Origin of the sequence: Streptosporangium saharense (assembly GCF_014203715.1) — a bacterium.
Classification (GTDB): Bacteria; Actinomycetota; Actinomycetes; order Streptosporangiales; family Streptosporangiaceae; genus Streptosporangium; species Streptosporangium saharense.
Window position 1 is genome coordinate 129,476 of record NZ_JACHJP010000007.1, and the last position, 15,403, is coordinate 144,878.

The following is a 15,403-nucleotide window of genomic DNA, read 5'->3' on the forward strand; positions in this document are numbered from 1 at the left end:
CAAGTTTCTACCGCGTTCGTGCGACAGAATCGCCGCGACGCCACGCGGACGGGCCCGGCAGGGCCGTCTGACGGTTGCCGGAAATGCGCTACGGTTGACCCTTGGGACTATCCCCGTTCGGTCGGTCATGGCGGTCCGTGTTGTCATGTGAGGCCAAGCGTCGGGTATTCTCGTCTGGCCAGCCGGTCGTCCCGGCATGCCCGATGACCGCCGCCGACGCGGCGGATCGAGCCTCTCGACTGATCTAAGGAGCGAACCGTGGCTTCCGTCTGCGATGTTTGCGCTAAGAAGCCGACCTTCGGCAACAACGTCTCCCACTCGCACCGCCGCACCCGCCGCCGCTGGAACCCCAACATCCAGCCCGTGCGCGCAGTGGTGAACGGCACGCCGAAGCGGCTGAACGTTTGCACCTCCTGCATCAAGGCCGGCAAGGTCACCCGCTAGCCAGACGCACCCGCGGCCCGGTGTCCCCGAGAGGGGCACCGGGCCGCGTCGTGTTCTCCAGTGCCTTTTCCGGACATTCTTCTCTTAGCCAGGGCCCTGGCTGGCTAATGTCGGGCGGGTGAGTACCCCCCTCAGGCTGAGCGCCGGCGCGAGCACGGGCTCCAAGATTCTCCTGACGATCCTCGTCATCCCCTTCGTGGGGATTCCGCTGTTCATGATCCTCATGGCGCCCGACCGGAACATGCCCTATCCCGCGGACTACTCCCCGTTCCGGATCGGCTACCTGTTCCTGCTGATCCCCGCGGGGGTCGCGACGGTCTTCCTGGTCGGGCTCATCTCCGCCTTCCGCTTCAGGGCGACGCTCACCGGAAGCGTGCTGGAGGTCCGTGGCCTGTTCAGGACCCGCAGGGCGGATCTCTCGACGGCCCACGTCTGGCTCGGCTCCACCCCCGAGTACACGGGAACCGGCGACAGCAGGCGCAGGACCGGGCGCGAGGTCCCCCACCTGATGGCCCAGGACCAGGGCGGCCCCAAGGTCCAGCTCCACCTGCGCCTCGGGAACGGCTACCTGCCGCAGAACCAGCTGGCTGCCCTGGCAGACGCCGTCGCGTCGAACCACAGAACCGGCGAGGAGGCAGAACACGCCTCCCGAACCGTGGAGGTCCTCCGCCGCCTTCTCACGGAGTCCCTGTGACCCCGTACGGCTGACGCCAGCGCCAGGCGTGGTCCACGGGGCCTATGCCGGCGCCGAGGGCGAAGCCGTTGGCGATGGCTCCGGTGACGTAGGTCTTGGCCTTCTCCACGGCGGTGGGGACGTCCTCGCCGAGGGCCAGGTAGGAGGCGATGGCCGAGGCCAGGGTGCAGCCGGTGCCGTGGGTGTGGCGGTTGTCGTGGCGCTCGGCGCCGAAGCGGAACTCCCGGGTGCCGTCTGTCAGCAGGTCGACCGGTTCCCCCGGCAGGTGGCCGCCCTTGATCAGCGCCCAGGCCGGGCCGAGCGCGAGGACGGCGTCGGCGGCCTCGCGCAGGTCGCGGTCGTCCTCGACCTTGACGCCGGTGAGCTGCGCGACCTCCCAGAGGTTGGGGGTCACGACGGTCGCGACCGGCAGCAGCCGTGTCTTGAGGGTCTCGACCGCCTCGGGGACGAGCAGGGTGTCGCCGTGCTTGGACACCCCGACCGGATCGACCACGACCGGCGCCTCGACCCCGGCGAGCACCTCGGCGACCGTCTCGACCAGCGTCGGCGAGGCGAGCATCCCGGTCTTGACCGCCTGCGCGCCGATGTCGCCGAGCACCGAGTCGAGCTGGGCGCGGACCGCCTCCGCGGGCAGTTCCCAGTAGCCCTGCACGCCCAGCGAGTTCTGGGCGGTCACCGCGGCGATGACGCTCATGCCGTGCACGCCGAGGGCCAGCATCGTCTTCAGGTCGGCCTGGATGCCCGCGCCGCCGCCGGAGTCGGATCCGGCGACGGTCAGCACGCGGGGAGGGGCGGAATCGGTCATGAGCCCCATCCAACCAGCTCCCGGGCATGCCCGCCGTACCGGATCAGACGACCACGCAGTCGGCCTGGGGGCTCTGGCAGGTCTTGGGGGTGCTCGACTGGCCTTCCGCGCTGAAGGTGACGACCAGGTTCTCCCCGGGGTCCAGGTCCTTGGCCGAGTCGAGGACCAGGACCCCGCCCTCCTGGGTCCACTCGGCGCCGCTCAGCGCGGTGATCTCGCCGCCGACCGGCATCTTCAGCGTCAGGCCGTCGAGCTTGCCGTCCGCGGCGATGACGAGCTGGGCCGTGTAGGTCTGGGCCTTCTCCTTGACCAGGCCGAACCCGACGGTGACCCCCGGAGCGACGGGAGTGCTCGGGGTTGGGGTCGCGGTCGGTTCGGGGACACCCGGGGTCTCGCTGGGCCCGTGTGTCCGGTCGCCGGGCACGAGCGCCTCACCGGTCGGCTCGGGGGCCGGTTCCGGGTCCTCGGTCGGCCTCGCCTGCGGGGTACGGCGCGGGGTGTGGTCGGTCTTGGGCGTCGGGCTCGGCCTCGCCTCCGAGGTACGGCCGGGGCGGTGCTGGGTGGTGGCGGGCGCGGGGGTCCGCGGCTCCGGCTTCTCCGTGGCGGGACCGGTGGGCTCCGCGGGCTCCTCGGTGGGCTCCTCCGTCGGTCCCTCCGTCGGCACCGGGTCCTCGGGGTCGGCCGGGTCGGCGAGGGTGTCCTCGGGGACGGGCCGCTGCGAGGCGGCGACGGCGCATCCGCCGGGCGGGCAGGCGGTGGTCGGGTCGGCGGAACCGCCGGTCAGCTGGATGGCGGCGGCACTTCCGCCGAGGACGGCCACGACGGCGACCGCGGTGAGCAGCACCATCCTGACGCGTCGTTTCGGTCGGCGTTCCTCACCCGGCCAGACCGGGTCGGACAGCTCGGACGTGGCCGACCAGCCAGATCCGAGGAACCCCTTCGCGGGTTCGGTGATCGCGGACTCCTCGGGACGGAGCCGGCGCCCGATCAGCTCGTCGCGGGGGTCGGACGGTTGGGGGGGCTCCGGAGCTGACTCCGGCTCACGTTTCCCCCGGTTGCGGGAGACGTCTTCCCCATGTCCACCATGGCGGCCCATGTCGCCCCTTCCTCTAGGGAATCTCGGCCGCCCAACTTCATACCATTTCAATAACCGTTTGTCGCAATTTTAACGAATGTCACAGTAAGTGGGAAAATTCACTCCCTGAAGTGATCCCACCCCTCGTAGGCCGTCGAACGCCCCCTGACCTGCACGCCTTCGCCCGCCTCGACGTGGCCGACCACGGCCCACTCCGGCGGCAGCCGTACGCCCCGGGGGAACGTCGCCGCGAGCGCGTGGTCGTCGCCACCGGAGAGGATCCACTCCAGCGGGTCCGCCCCGAGCCGCTGGGCGGCCTTCCCCATGGGCGCCGGGATCACGAAGGCCTCGGGCAGGAGCACGATCCCCACCCCGCTCGCCTCCGCGACGTGGCCGAGGTCCTGCAGCAGCCCGTCACTGACGTCCAGCATCGAGGTCGCGCCGAGCGCCGCCGCCTCGGGGCCGCGGGTATAGGGGGGCATCGGGCGGCGGTGGGCGTCGAGGAGCTCGGCGGGACCCGTCTCGCCCGCGCCGAGCAGCGCGAGCCCGGCGGCGGCGTGGCCGAGCCGTCCCGCGACCGCGACCACGTCGCCGGGGCGTGCGCCCGAGCGGGTGACCGGGGCGCGCCCGCCGAGGTCGCCAAGCGCGGTCACCCCGAGCACGACCAGGTCGCAGCGGGTGACGTCACCGCCGACCACGCTCGCGCCGACCAGGTCGCACTCGTCGCGGAAGCCGTCGGTGAGGTCGTCGAGCCAGCCGGTGGCCGCGTCCGCGGGCAGCCCGAGCCCGACCACGATGCCGGTCGGCCGCGCCCCCATGGCAACGATGTCCGAAAGATTCTGAGCCGCCGCTTTACGACCGATGTCATAGCCACTGGACCAATCGCGGCGGAAATGCCTACCCTCGATCAGTAAGTCTGTCGTCACGACGACCCGTCCGTCAGGAGACCTCACCATCGCGGCGTCGTCCCCGGGACCGAGGAGCACGGTCCCACCCTGTGGCAAGCGTTCGGCTATACGTGCAACAACTCCGAATTCGCCGAGATCTCCGACTGTGATGACACACCTCCCGTTCATCACAGGGTACGGTGGCCCTTCGGCACTGATCCAATCGCCCGGGAGGACGTTATGGTGCAGGCCTACATTCTGATCCAGACCGAGGTCGGCAAGGCGGCGAACGTGGCCGGGCAGATCGCCTTGATCACCGGTGTCACGCAGGCCGAAGACGTAACCGGTCCCTACGACGTGATCGTCCGCGCCGAAGCCCGCAATGTGGATGAGCTCGGCAAGATGGTGGTGGCCCAGATTCAGGCGGTGGAGGGCATCACACGTACGCTTACGTGTCCCATCGTCCATATCTGACCTCACCGGGAAACCCCATGTCACTCCGGTCCGCCCGCTGGGCCGCGCTCGCCTGTCTCCCCCTGCTCCTGGCGGGATGCGGCGGCGCGGTCCGCGTGGATCCTCCCGCTCCCGAGGGGGCCGCCGCGGCCGCGTGCAAGGCGCTCGGCGGACGGCTGCCCAGGACGCTCGACGGTGTCGAACGGGTCGAGTCCACGCCCGCCTCGCCGTACGTCGCGGTGTGGGGGCAGGCGCGGATCGCGCTGCGCTGCGGGGTGACGCGGCCGGTGACCATGGCGGCGACCGACGAGGTGCCGGAGATCAACGGGGTCGCGTGGTTCAACGACCCCGTCAGGCCCGCGCTGTTCACCGCGATCGGCAGGCAGGCCTACGTCGAGGTGACGATCTCCCGCGAGCACGTCCCGGGGAACGTCCTGGTCGACCTCTCCGAGCCGATCAAGGCGGCCCTCCCCCAGACGGGCTGACCTACCTCAGACCCGGCTCACGGTTCAGGGCCAGCTGGATCAGCCGGTCCACGAGTTCCGCGTACGGCACGCCCGTGGCGGCCCACAGCTGCGGCGCGACCGAGACCGAGGTGAAGCCGGGCATCGTGTTGATCTCGTTGAGGACCAGCCCGCCGTCCTCGGTGTAGAAGAAGTCCACCCGGGACAGGCCCTCGCAGCCCAGCGCCTCGAAGGCGCGCACGGCCATCGCGCGCAGCTCCTCGGCCACCTCGGCCGGGATGTCCGCGGGCACGGCAAGGGACATCTCGTCGCCGATGTACTTGGCCTCGAAGTCGAAGAACTCGTGGTCGCCGTGGACCAGCACCTCACCGGGCAGGCTCGCCCTCGGCGCCTCGTCGCCGGGCGACTCCAACACGGCGCACTCGATCTCGCGGCCCACGATCGCGGCCTCGACCAGCACCTTGGGGTCGTGCTCACGGGCGAACTCCACGGCCCGTTCGAGCTCCTGGCGGTCGTTGGCCTTGGAGATGCCCTGGCTCGACCCGGCGCGGGCGGGCTTGACGAAGACCGGCCAGCCGAGCTCCTCGACCTCCTTGAGCACCCGCTCGCGGGCGGTGCGCCAGTCACGGTCACGCACGACGACGTACGGCCCGACCGGCAGCCCGGCGGCGGCCAGCACCATCTTCATGTAGCCCTTGTCCATGCCGACCGCGCTGGCCAGCACCCCGGAGCCGACGTAGCGGACCCCGGCCATCTCCAGCAGCCCCTGGATCGTGCCGTCCTCGGCGAAGGGGCCGTGCATCACGGGGAAGACGACGTCCACCTGGCCGAAGTCGACCGGGATGCTGCCCGCCTCGTAGGCGACCAGCGCCTCACCGCCCGACGGCAGCGCGAGCGCCGTCCCCGTGGCGTCGACGACGGGCATCGCGCCGTCCTCGATCGCGTAGCGCTGCTCGCCCGCGGCGATCACCCACCGGCCGTCCTGGGCGATGCCCACGGGGACGACCTCGTACTTGGACCGGTCGATGGCCTCAAGGACGCTCCCCGCCCCGAGGATGGAGACGCCGTGCTCGGAGTTGCGGCCACCGAAGACGATTGCAACCCGCGGGCGGGTTTCGCGCTGCTCGCTCATGATGACCGAATGTACCCCCTCTGGGCCGTCATCCCGGGTGTCAGACGCGCCTATCGTCCCGATCCGGGTCCCTCTGGTCGAGAAGGGCGTCCAGCGCTCTCGTCACGTCCATGATGAGGTCCTCCGCGTCCTCAAGACCGATCGAGAAGCGGACCGCCGCGGCGTCCCCGCCGAACTGCGGGTGGCTCGTCGAGGCGACGTGTGTGGCCTTGGTCCTGGTGCCGCCGACCGAGGTGGCGATCGAGGCGATCCCGAGGCCGTCGGCCAGCGCGACACCCGCGTCGTAGCCGCCGTGCGGGGTGACCGTCACGCAGGCGCCGTACCTCGTGCCCTCGGGACCGGAGTCGAACAGGTGCCTGGCGAGCTGGTGGCCGGGGTGTCCCGGCAGGCCGGGGTAGTCGACCCGGCGCACCGCGGGGTGCTTGGCCACCGCAGCGGCGAAGACCATCGCGGTCGAGCACATCCTGCGCACCCGCAGCGTGAGGGTCGCCAACCCCCTGCGGAGCAGGAAGGCGTCGTCGGGCGAGAGCGTGCCGCCGGTGTCGACGCGGACCTCGCCGAGCTGCGTGATCAGGTCGGGACGGCCGACCACGACGCCGCCCTCGCAGTCGTCGTGACCGCCGAGATACCTGGTCGCCGAGTGGACGACCAGGTCGGCGCCGTGTTCGAGCGGGCGGCAGACGACCGGGGTCGCGAAGGTCGAGTCGACGACCAGCAGCGCCCCCGCCCTGCGGGCGATGCGGTACAGGCCGCGGATGTCGGAGACGGCCATCGTCGGGTTGGACAGGGTCTCCGCGTAGATGATCTTCGTGTTCGACCTGACCTCGGCGTTCACCCTGCTGAGGTCGCCGTAGTCCGCGAAGCCCGCCGAGACGCCGAAGCGCGAGAGCACGTTGGTGATCAACGAGTAGGTCCCGCCGTGGACGGGGGCCGGGGCGACGATGTGCGCCCCCGCGCGCAGGAAGGTCATCAGGACCGCGGTGATCGCGGCCATCCCCGAGGCGAACGCCTGCCCGGCGACGTCCTTGGGGGCCGCCGCCCCTTCGAGCGAGGCGACCGCGGCGGCGAAGGCGGCGGTCGTGGGGTTGTCCACCTCACCGTGTTCATCGTGGACGGAGCCCGAGCTTCTCTCGGCCGAGTCCGCGAAGCCCCAGTCGGAGCTGCGCCACACCGGCAGGCCGAGCGGGCTCTGCCGGGGGTCGGTCAAGGGGGGCAGGTGGACCGCACGGGTGTTCTCACCGTTGGGTCTGCGGATGCGTCGGCTCACCGTATTCGCGCCGGGGTGCTCCGATCCCGGGGCGGGGCGACGGCGCTTCCCTCCCTCGCGGTGTCGGCGGGATCCCGGGCCTCCTCTCCCGTGTCCTCGGCGGCGAGGACGACAGGGAGGTCAAACGCCGTACCGTTCTGGTTTGAGGGTTCGCGACATCAGCAGGTTCCCGGCCTCCTCGGGAGGCAACCCGTCGTGCACGACGGCCACAACCACCTCCGTGATCGGCATCTCGACATCGTGCTTCCTGGCCAGTTCCAGAACCGACTCGCAGGATTTGACCCCTTCGGCGGTCTGCTTGGTCGCGGCGACGACCTCGGCCAGCGTCATCCCTCGGCCAAGATTCTCACCGAAGGTACGGTTCCTGGACAATGGGGATGTACAGGTCGCTATGAGATCGCCCATTCCGGCCAGTCCGGCGAAGGTGTGCGGGTCGGCGCCGAGCACCGCGCCGAGGCGGGAGATCTCCGCCAGTCCCCTGGTCATCAGCATGGCCCCGACGTTGTCGCCGAGCCCCATCCCCGCCGAGACGCCGACGGCCAGGGCGATCACGTTCTTGACCGCGCCGCCGAGCTCGACCCCGACGACGTCCGGGTTGGTGTAGGGCCGGAACCACGGCGGCAGGTGGCAGGCCTCCTGGAGGCGCTCCATGGTCCGCTCGTCGGAGCAGGCGACCACGGCCGCCGCGGGCTGTCCCCTGACGATCTCCCCGACCAGGTTGGGGCCGGAGACGACGGCGACCCGCTCCTTCGGCACCTCGGCGACCTCGTGGATCACCTCGCTCATCCGCTTGGTCGTGCCGAGCTCGATGCCCTTCATCAGGCTGACCAGCACCGCGTCCTGCGGGAGGTACGGCTTCCAGCCCACCAGGTTCGCCCGCAAGGTCTGTGACGGTACGGCGAGCACCACGAAGTCGGCCCCGTCCAGGGCCTCTGCCGGGTCGGTGGTCGCGCGCAGGGTCTCGGGCAGGCGGACGCCCGGCAGGTAGTCGGGGTTCTCGTGGCGGCGGTCGATCGCCTCGACGATCTCGGGGCGCCTGCCCCACAGAACGGTCTTGCCACCCGCGCCCGCGAGGATCATCGCGAATGTCGTGCCCCACGAACCCGTGCCGAATACAGCCGCCTTGGTCATTTCATCACCGTACGTCGAAGTCAGTGGTCCGAGGGACGCTTGAACGGTGTCGGCGGGGCCTTCTCCCCCCGCAGCTCGGCGAGCTGTGCCGTGACCGCCGCCATGATGTCCGCGGTCGCCGCGCGCAGGACGTCGGCGTGCAGCGGAAGGCCCTCGTACTTCGCAGGTCGACCGGCGGCCCGGCCAGCACGTGGAAGGTCTTCCTCGGCCAGATCCTGGGCCGCTTGCCGCCGTAGGGCAGGATCTCCTGGGCCCCCCAGTGCGCCACCGGGATCACCGGCGCCCCGGTCGCCAGGGCCAGCCGCGCCGCGCCGGTCTTGCCCTCCATCGGCCACAGGTCGGGGTCGCGGGTGCAGGTGCCCTCGGGATAGAACATCACGCACGCGCCCTCGGCGATCCTGCGCTCCGACTCGGCGAGCGAGCGGGAGGCCTCCGCGCTGCCCCGGTGGACCGGGATGGCCATCAGCCCGCGCACCGCGTGCCCGAGCAGCGGCACCGAGAACAGCCCCGACTTGGCCAGGATCGTCGGCCAGCGGCCGTTGTTGTAGAGGTAGTGGGCCACCAGGATGGGGTCGAGCCACGACAGGTGGTTGACGGCCAGGATGATCCCGCCGTTCCTGGGCAGCCGTTCCGCCCCGCGCCAGTCCTTCCTGACCAGGAGCCACGAGATCGGCTTGACGATCGCGACGGCCAGGGTGACCCAGAACCGGGAAGGCCAGCCAGGACGTCTCATGAGCTCCTCCATACGCAGGGGTGCGCCCCAAGTGTCCCGGTTGGCCGTACGGGATGTCGAGGCGGGATGCTTAAGGCTATGCCTGCTCAGCAGAGTTCCGCCTGGACCCTCGTCGTGCCGGTCAAGACGTTGGTCGCCGCCAAGACACGGCTGTCGAGGGCCGCGGGCCCACACCGGGCCGCCCTCGCCGTGGCGATCGCCTGTGACACCGTCGAGGCCGCGCTGGCCTGCCCGGCGGTCGCGCGTGTCGTGGTGGTGACGAGCGATCCGGTCGCGGCGCCCGCGCTGGCCGAGGTCGGCGCCCACGTGGTCGGCGATCCTGAGGCGGGCCTGAACGCGGCGCTGCGTCACGGCGCCGCCGAGGCCGTACGGCTCGCGCCCGCCGACGCCGTGGGCGCGCTCCAGGCCGACCTGCCCGCGCTGCGGCCCGCCGAACTCGCCCTGGTGCTGGCCGCGGCCGGTGAGTTCGACCAGGCGTTCCTGCCCGACGCGGCCGAGATCGGCACGACCTTCTACGGCGTACGGCCCGGCGTCCCGTTCACCCCCGGCTTCGGCGGCGAGTCGCGCGAGCGTCATCTGCTGCGCGGTGCCAAGGAGCTCTGCCTTGAGGGGGTCGTCTCGGTGCGCGGGGACGTGGACACCCCCGACGACCTGGAGACCGCCCTGTCCCTCGGGGTCGGCCCCCGCACCCTCGCGGTGGTCGAAAAGATCAACGGGGAGTCCCCCTCTGAGGGGGCTCCCCGTCCTTCCGACGTCTGACCCGCCCTTGCCCGCCGTGTCCGCCGTTCGGTGCCGAACGGCGGGCCCCCGCGGACGTGGCGTGGCGGGGTCAGTGCCCGGCGTTCTCCCCCTCGCGGGCCTGCTTGGGCAGCAGGAAGGCCGTGACGAAGGTCAGCAGGAGCATCCCCACGACCACCCACAGGACCGTGCCCGCCGCGCCGATGAAGTCGGGCTTGAGGGCCGCCGCGGCCTGGTCGAAGAAGACCGTGCCGAGCAGCGCCACACCCACGGCGCCGCCGAGCTGCTGGATCGCGGTCATCGTGCCCGAGGCGGAGCCGGTCTCGTGCTGCTCGACCCCGGCCAGGATGATGTCGAAGAAGGGCGCCATCAGCAGGCCCATGCCCAGCCCGGTGACCGCCAGGGAGGGGACGAACTGCCACGCCGTCACCCCGGCCCCCGCCTGGGTGATCGTCAGCAGGACGCCCACGATGCCGAGCGCCATGACGAGGATGCCGCCCTGCAGGACCTTGCGGCCGAACCTGGCGACCGCCTGCGCGACCCCGAACCCGGCGACCATGCCCAGTGACCAGGGGATCATCACCAGGGCCGCGTGGAGCGTCGAGTAGCCGAGGCCGATCTGGGTGTAGAGGTTGAACACCAGCGCGAAGCCGGACATGGCGGAGAAGAAGACCAGGCCCGTCGCCAGGCCGCCGGTGAAGGCACGCTTGCGGAAGAGGCTGGGGACGACCAGCGGGTCACCGCCCGCCCGGTTCTTGCGGGCCTCGAACCAGCCGAAGAGCACGAAGACCAGGGCCGAGGCGCCCATCATCAGGAAGGCCCACACGGGCCAGTCGTTCTCCCTGCCCTGGACCAGGGGGAAGACCAGCAGCACACCGGCCAGGGAGGCCAGCAGCACCCCGGGGACGTCGAGCTTGAGCGGGTGCGGCGAGCGGGACTCGGGCAGGAAGCGCAGCCCCATCAGGACGGCGGCCAGGCCGAGCGGCAGGTTGATCAGGAAGATCATGCGCCAGCCGGTGCCGAAGAAGTCGGCGTCGATCAGCCATCCGGCCAGGATCGGGCCGCCGACCGTGGACAGGCCCATGACCGGCCCGAACAGGCCGAAGGCGGCGCCCATCTCCTTGGGCGGGAACATCTCCTTGATCATGCCGAGCCCCTGCGGCAGCATGATCGCGCCGAACAGGCCCTGGACGACCCGCGCGCCGACGAGCAACTCGGGCGACTGGGCCAGGCCGCACAGCAGCGACCCCAGGGTGAATCCCGCGGCGCCGATGACGAACATCCGCCTGCGGCCGAAGATGTCGCCGAGCCTGCCGCCGGTGATCAGGCCGACCGCCATCGAGAGCGTGTAGGCGGCGCCGAGCCACTGGATGACGGACTCGGAGCCGCCCAGCTCGTTCCTGATGGTCGGCCCGGCGATGTTGGTGACCATGGCGTCGAGGAGGTCCATCACCTCGCCGAGCAGGACGACGGCGAGCGCGGCCCAGCGCCACCGGTAGAGGGGCGGCTCTGCCGCCTTCTTGAGCGGTTCCGACACACCCGTGGTCATGGGGGGACTCCTTGCGGTTGGAGGGGTTCTCTGGACGCCCTGAATGAACCTGGATGAACCTGGATGAACAGTGTTCACCATACACGAGCGGCGTTCGCCCGAAGAACGGCGTTCGCCAAGCAGTGCGGCGTTCTTAAGATATGTCGCATTGGTGCCGAAGACAAGATATGTCGTGAAAACGAGCGACGTTCGGTGTAGTGAGCAGTGTTCACCTTGGCGTTACACTGACGTCATGAGTGACGAGCTGCCCGCGTTGCCATGGGAACGGACCCGCAGGAGGACCGGGCCCGCCCGCATCCCGCTCACCCGTGACCGGATCATCGAGGCCGCCTACACGGTGCTCGACCGCGTGGGCTACGAGAAGCTCAGCATGCGCCAGGTCGCCGCCGAGCTCGGCGTCGCGGTCTCCGCCCTCTACGCCCACGTCAGCAGCAAGGACGAGCTGCTCGAACTCATGTACCTACGGATGTTCCGCGACTGGGAGCTGCCCCCTCCCGACCCGGACAACTGGCGCGAGCAGATCAGGCAGTACGCCCGCACCGGGCGGACCAGACTGCACGAGCACCGCGACATGGCCAGGATCGCCATGACCGGCTTCCCCTTCAGCGCCGAGGCGCTCCCCCACCTGGAGCAACTGCTCGCCCTCTTCCGCGCGGGCGGCCTGCCCGACCACCTCGCGGGCGCGGCGGGAGACATGATCTCCACCTTCATCAACGGCTTCGCCTTCGAGGAGAGCGTCTGGGAGGACCGTCAGGAGGAGGTCGACGAGAGCCCCAGGGACCAGCCGGTGAGCGAGAGGTCCTGGGCCGAGATCAGGGAGACGCTCGAACGCTACTTCAGGGAACTGCCGCCCGACCGCTTCCCGAACCTCGTCGAGCTCTCCGACGTCATGCTCCAGCGGACGAACGACGAGCGGTTCGACCTCGGCATAGAGATCATCATCCGGGGGCTCGCGTCCTACGCCGCCGAGCACCCGCGACCCGCCGAGTGAGGAGCGCGGGGTTACGATGACCGGGTGCAGGCGACGGTACGGATCTTCGACACGGTGACCAGGTCGGGGTCCGTCTACTCCGACGACGGGACGGAGATCCCGTTCGACGCCGCGGCCTTCGACGCCGGGCCGCTACGGCTTCTGCGGGTGGGGCAGCGGGTGAACGTCGTCCTCGACGGCGGCCGGATCACCTACGTCACGCTGTCCACGTTCCCGGTCCCCACCTGATCCGCCCGCCGTACGGCTGCCGCCCCAAGGCCCGCGCGGTCCCGCAGGTGCGCACAAAGCCGGGCGCCGGGCTCCCGTGACGGGAGTCCCGGCGCCCGGGCAGGCCCTACCTTTTCTTCGAGGCCTTCTTCCCCTCCACGTTGACGAGCTCCTTGAAGTCGGAGCCCGGACGGAACTTGGGACCCCAGCTCTCGGCGACCTTGATCTCGGCGCCCGTCGAAGGGTTCCTCGCGGAACGGGCGGGCTTGTGCACCATCTCGAAGGCGCCGAAGCCGGTGATGGAGACCTTGTCGCCGCTGGCGACGGCCTTCTGAATGGTGTCGAGCACCGCGTTGACGGCCTCGGTCGCGGTCTTCCTGTCACCGACGCGATCGGCGATCGCCTCGACGAGTTCCTTCTTGTTCATAAAGGTTGCTCCCCCTGCTACCGATGTCTGGGAGTGGGTCATGAGGCAGGTAGCCCGTCTCACCCGGTTGTTCACGGCCTGAGGTCTCAACAGAGCGAGAAACCCCTTGCCCGCTTGAAATTAGGGGACGGAGCCCTACGACTCAATCACCTTCCGCAATGTTTCCAGCACTTGGCGTATCTGAAACCAGAGCATCAAGGTCGAGAAGGAATAAATCAAGACGCCCCGCTGCACGGGGAAGATCGTGCTTGGCGAGGTCACAGATCGTCAGCAGGCGTCTGGCGAGACGCGCCCGCTGCTCCTGGGGAAGGGTCAACACACGGACCCGGCGGTGCGCGTCGCGCAACCGCCGGGCCAGGTCGTCTTCTGAACGTGTCAGACGGTCGTCGGCAGCCATGGCTGCCGACCATTCTCGTATGTCGCGATGGCGTCGGCGTTGCGCAGGGTCAGCCCGATGTCGTCGAGACCCTCCATCAGGCGCCAGCGGGTGTAGTCGTCGATCTCGAAACCGGCGGTCTCCCCCGCCCAGCGCACCTGGCGCTCGGCCAGGTCCACGGTGATCTCCAGGGTCGGGTCGGCCTCCGCCGCCGCCTGCAGCGCCTCGACCGTGGCGGCGGGCAGGACCACCGGGAGCAACCCCATCTTGGTGGAATTATTACGGAAGATGTCGGCGAAACGCGGGGCGATCACGGCGCGGAAGCCGTACTGCTGCAGGGCCCAGACGGCGTGCTCGCGCGAGGAGCCGGTGCCGAAGTCGGGACCGGCGACGAGGATCGAGGCCCCGGCGTAGGCGGGGTCGTTCAGGACGAAGCCGGGGTCCTCGCGCCAGGCGGAGAACAGGCCCTTCTCGAACCCGGTCCTGCTGACCTGCTTGAGCCAGACGGCGGGGATGATCTGGTCGGTGTCGACGTTGCTGCGACGCAGCGGTACGGCCCGGCCGGTGTGGACGGTGAAGGCTTCCATTGTGAGTTTCTCCTAGGCCAGGTCGGCGGGCGCGGTCAGTTTTCCGGTGACGGCGGTCGCCGCGGCGACCTGCGGGGAGACCAGGTGGGTACGGCCGCCCTTGCCCTGACGCCCCTCGAAGTTGCGGTTGGAGGTCGAGGCGCTGCGCTCCCCGGGAGAGAGGGTGTCGGGGTTCATGCCCAGGCACATCGAGCAGCCCGCCTCGCGCCACTCGGCACCGGCGGCCTTGAACACCTCGTGCAGCCCCTCCTGCTCGGCCTGGAGCTTGACCAGCATCGAGCCGGGGACGATCAGCGTGCGCGTGACGACCTGGCGCCCGCGCAGCACCTCGGCGGCGGCGCGCAGGTCCTCGATGCGGCCGTTGGTGCAGGAGCCGACGAAGACCGTGTCCACCGCGACCTCGCGCAGCGGCGTCCCCGCGGTCAGGCCCATGTACTCCAGCGCGCGGGTGGTGGCGGCCGGGTCGTCGGTGTCCTCGGGGGCCGGGACCACGCTGCCCAGCGGGGCACCCTGGCCCGGGTTGGTGCCCCAGGTGACGAACGGGGTCAGCGCCGAGGCGTCGATCTCGACGACGGTGTCGAACACGGCGTCCTCGTCGCTCGACAGCGACCGCCAGTACTCGACGGCGGCGTCCCAGTCCTCGCCGACGGGGGCGTGGGGCCTGCCCTTGAGATACTCGAAGGTCGTCTCGTCGGGGGCGATCATGCCCGCCCGCGCGCCCGCCTCGATCGACATGTTGCAGACGGTCATCCGGCCCTCCATGGAGAGCTTGCGGATGGCCTCGCCGCGATACTCGACGATGTAGCCCTGGCCGCCACCGGTGCCGATCTTGGCGATGATCGCCAGGATCAGGTCCTTGGCGGTGACCCCGGCGGGCAGCTCGCCGGAGACCTCGATGGCCATGGTCTTGGGGCGGTAGGCGGGCAGCGTCTGGGTGGCCAGCACGTGCTCGACCTCGGAGGTGCCGATGCCGAAGGCGATGCCGCCGAACGCGCCGTGGGTCGAGGTGTGAGAATCACCACAGACGATCGTCATGCCCGGCTGGGTCAGGCCGAACTGCGGGCCGATGATGTGCACGACGCCCTGGCCCGCGTCGCCCATCGGGTGCAGCCGCACGCCGAACTCCGCGCAGTTCTTGCGCAGGGTCTCAACCTGGGTGCGCGAGACGGGGTCGGAGATCGGGCCGAGCACCGTCGGGACGTTGTGGTCCTCGGTGGCGATCGTCAGCTCGGGACGCCGGATGGGACGCCCGGCCATGCGCAGGCCGTCGAACGCCTGCGGGCTGGTCACCTCATGGATGAGGTGCAGGTCGATATAGAGCAGGTCGGGTTCTCCCTCCGCACGTCGCACCACGTGCTGCTCCCAGACCTTCTCCGCCAGCGTGCGGCCCATGTCGCCTCCTTGCGATCGCTTTCCGCACCCCACTTGCTTTCTCATATGTCG

19 protein-coding genes are annotated in these 15,403 nt (G+C 70.3%); 7 read left to right on the forward strand and 12 right to left on the reverse strand.

What is annotated here, in order from left to right; genetic code table 11:
* The first annotated feature begins 258 nt into the window (after positions 1-258).
* Together rpmB and FHS44_RS28105 are read left to right on the forward strand one after the other, a co-directional pair.
* Positions 259-444 carry a 50S ribosomal protein L28 gene (gene rpmB / locus FHS44_RS28100; RefSeq protein WP_012894387.1) on the forward strand — a complete coding sequence of 62 codons (186 nt, stop codon included), beginning with the start codon at positions 259-261 and terminating at the stop codon, positions 442-444.
* 118 nt (positions 445-562) lie between these two features.
* Positions 563-1,138 (forward strand): hypothetical protein, encoded by a 576-nt coding sequence (locus tag FHS44_RS28105; protein ID WP_184720010.1) that lies wholly within the window; start codon positions 563-565, stop codon positions 1,136-1,138.
* Here FHS44_RS28105 and thiD read toward each other — a convergent pair.
* The 3 genes from thiD to FHS44_RS28120 all read right to left on the reverse strand — a co-directional run bounded on the left by thiD (position 1,122) and on the right by FHS44_RS28120 (position 4,094).
* Entirely contained in the window at positions 1,122-1,943 is an 822-nt protein-coding gene (gene thiD / locus FHS44_RS28110) for a bifunctional hydroxymethylpyrimidine kinase/phosphomethylpyrimidine kinase (protein WP_376771616.1), read from the reverse strand. The genes FHS44_RS28105 and thiD overlap by 17 nt on opposite strands.
* 43 nt (positions 1,944-1,986) lie before the next feature.
* Positions 1,987-3,039 (reverse strand): hypothetical protein, encoded by a 1,053-nt coding sequence (locus tag FHS44_RS28115; RefSeq protein ID WP_184720013.1) that lies wholly within the window; start codon positions 3,037-3,039, stop codon positions 1,987-1,989.
* Positions 3,040-3,137: 98 nt separating this feature from the next.
* Complete coding sequence (locus FHS44_RS28120) at positions 3,138-4,094, reverse strand: thiamine-phosphate kinase (RefSeq protein WP_184720015.1); 957 nt, start codon at positions 4,092-4,094, stop codon at positions 3,138-3,140.
* 51 nt (positions 4,095-4,145) lie between these two features.
* Between FHS44_RS28120 and FHS44_RS28125 the strand changes: the two genes are divergently transcribed.
* Positions 4,146-4,379, forward strand: a complete 234-nt coding sequence (locus FHS44_RS28125; protein WP_184720017.1) for an Lrp/AsnC ligand binding domain-containing protein — start codon at positions 4,146-4,148, stop codon at positions 4,377-4,379.
* Between the two features lie 17 nt (positions 4,380-4,396).
* On the forward strand, positions 4,397-4,843 hold the full coding sequence (locus FHS44_RS28130; protein ID WP_184720019.1) for a DUF3515 domain-containing protein: 447 nt from the start codon (positions 4,397-4,399) through the stop codon (positions 4,841-4,843).
* A 1-nt stretch (position 4,844) separates the two neighbouring features.
* On the opposite strand, the gene FHS44_RS28135 is transcribed toward FHS44_RS28130, so the two are convergent.
* The 4 genes from FHS44_RS28135 to FHS44_RS28150 form a co-directional block, all read right to left on the reverse strand.
* Positions 4,845-5,954: a D-alanine--D-alanine ligase family protein gene (locus FHS44_RS28135; protein WP_184720021.1), complete on the reverse strand. Its 1,110-nt coding sequence runs from the start codon at positions 5,952-5,954 to the stop codon at positions 4,845-4,847.
* A gap of 40 nt (positions 5,955-5,994) precedes the next feature.
* On the reverse strand, positions 5,995-7,221 hold the full coding sequence (locus tag FHS44_RS28140; protein WP_184720023.1) for a trans-sulfuration enzyme family protein: 1,227 nt from the start codon (positions 7,219-7,221) through the stop codon (positions 5,995-5,997).
* Positions 7,222-7,341: 120 nt separating this feature from the next.
* Complete coding sequence (locus tag FHS44_RS28145; protein WP_184720025.1) at positions 7,342-8,352, reverse strand: NAD(P)H-dependent glycerol-3-phosphate dehydrogenase; 1,011 nt, start codon at positions 8,350-8,352, stop codon at positions 7,342-7,344.
* A gap of 4 nt (positions 8,353-8,356) precedes the next feature.
* Entirely contained in the window at positions 8,357-9,085 is a 729-nt protein-coding gene (locus FHS44_RS28150; protein WP_246436161.1) for a lysophospholipid acyltransferase family protein, read from the reverse strand.
* 66 nt (positions 9,086-9,151) lie between these two features.
* Here FHS44_RS28150 and cofC point away from each other — a divergent pair, with 66 nt between their 5' ends.
* On the forward strand, positions 9,152-9,844 hold the full coding sequence (gene cofC / locus FHS44_RS28155) for a 2-phospho-L-lactate guanylyltransferase (protein WP_184720027.1): 693 nt from the start codon (positions 9,152-9,154) through the stop codon (positions 9,842-9,844).
* Between the two features lie 70 nt (positions 9,845-9,914).
* Here the strand turns inward: cofC and FHS44_RS28160 are convergent, their stop codons facing one another.
* The gene (locus FHS44_RS28160; protein ID WP_184720029.1) at positions 9,915-11,372 is read right to left on the reverse strand and encodes an MFS transporter; all 1,458 of its coding nucleotides are present in this window, start codon (positions 11,370-11,372) and stop codon (positions 9,915-9,917) included.
* A gap of 232 nt (positions 11,373-11,604) precedes the next feature.
* On the opposite strand from FHS44_RS28160, the gene FHS44_RS28165 reads away from it, so the two are divergent.
* A complete protein-coding gene (locus tag FHS44_RS28165; RefSeq protein WP_184720031.1) occupies positions 11,605-12,363 on the forward strand; it encodes a TetR/AcrR family transcriptional regulator in 759 nt (252 codons plus the stop codon).
* A gap of 24 nt (positions 12,364-12,387) precedes the next feature.
* Complete coding sequence (locus FHS44_RS28170; protein WP_184720034.1) at positions 12,388-12,591, forward strand: hypothetical protein; 204 nt, start codon at positions 12,388-12,390, stop codon at positions 12,589-12,591.
* A gap of 106 nt (positions 12,592-12,697) precedes the next feature.
* Here FHS44_RS28170 and FHS44_RS28175 read toward each other — a convergent pair whose 3' ends face one another.
* The 4 genes from FHS44_RS28175 to leuC form a co-directional block, all read right to left on the reverse strand.
* Positions 12,698-12,997: an HU family DNA-binding protein gene (locus tag FHS44_RS28175; protein ID WP_184720036.1), complete on the reverse strand. Its 300-nt coding sequence runs from the start codon at positions 12,995-12,997 to the stop codon at positions 12,698-12,700.
* A gap of 142 nt (positions 12,998-13,139) precedes the next feature.
* Positions 13,140-13,394 carry an SCO5555 family protein gene (locus FHS44_RS28180; RefSeq protein WP_184720038.1) on the reverse strand — a complete coding sequence of 85 codons (255 nt, stop codon included), beginning with the start codon at positions 13,392-13,394 and terminating at the stop codon, positions 13,140-13,142.
* On the reverse strand, positions 13,373-13,960 hold the full coding sequence (gene leuD, locus FHS44_RS28185; protein WP_184720039.1) for a 3-isopropylmalate dehydratase small subunit: 588 nt from the start codon (positions 13,958-13,960) through the stop codon (positions 13,373-13,375). Before leuD ends, FHS44_RS28180 begins: the two co-directional genes overlap by 22 nt.
* A 12-nt stretch (positions 13,961-13,972) precedes the next feature.
* Positions 13,973-15,352: a 3-isopropylmalate dehydratase large subunit gene (gene leuC / locus FHS44_RS28190; RefSeq protein ID WP_184720041.1), complete on the reverse strand. Its 1,380-nt coding sequence runs from the start codon at positions 15,350-15,352 to the stop codon at positions 13,973-13,975.
* Between the last annotated feature and the right edge of the window lie 51 nt (positions 15,353-15,403).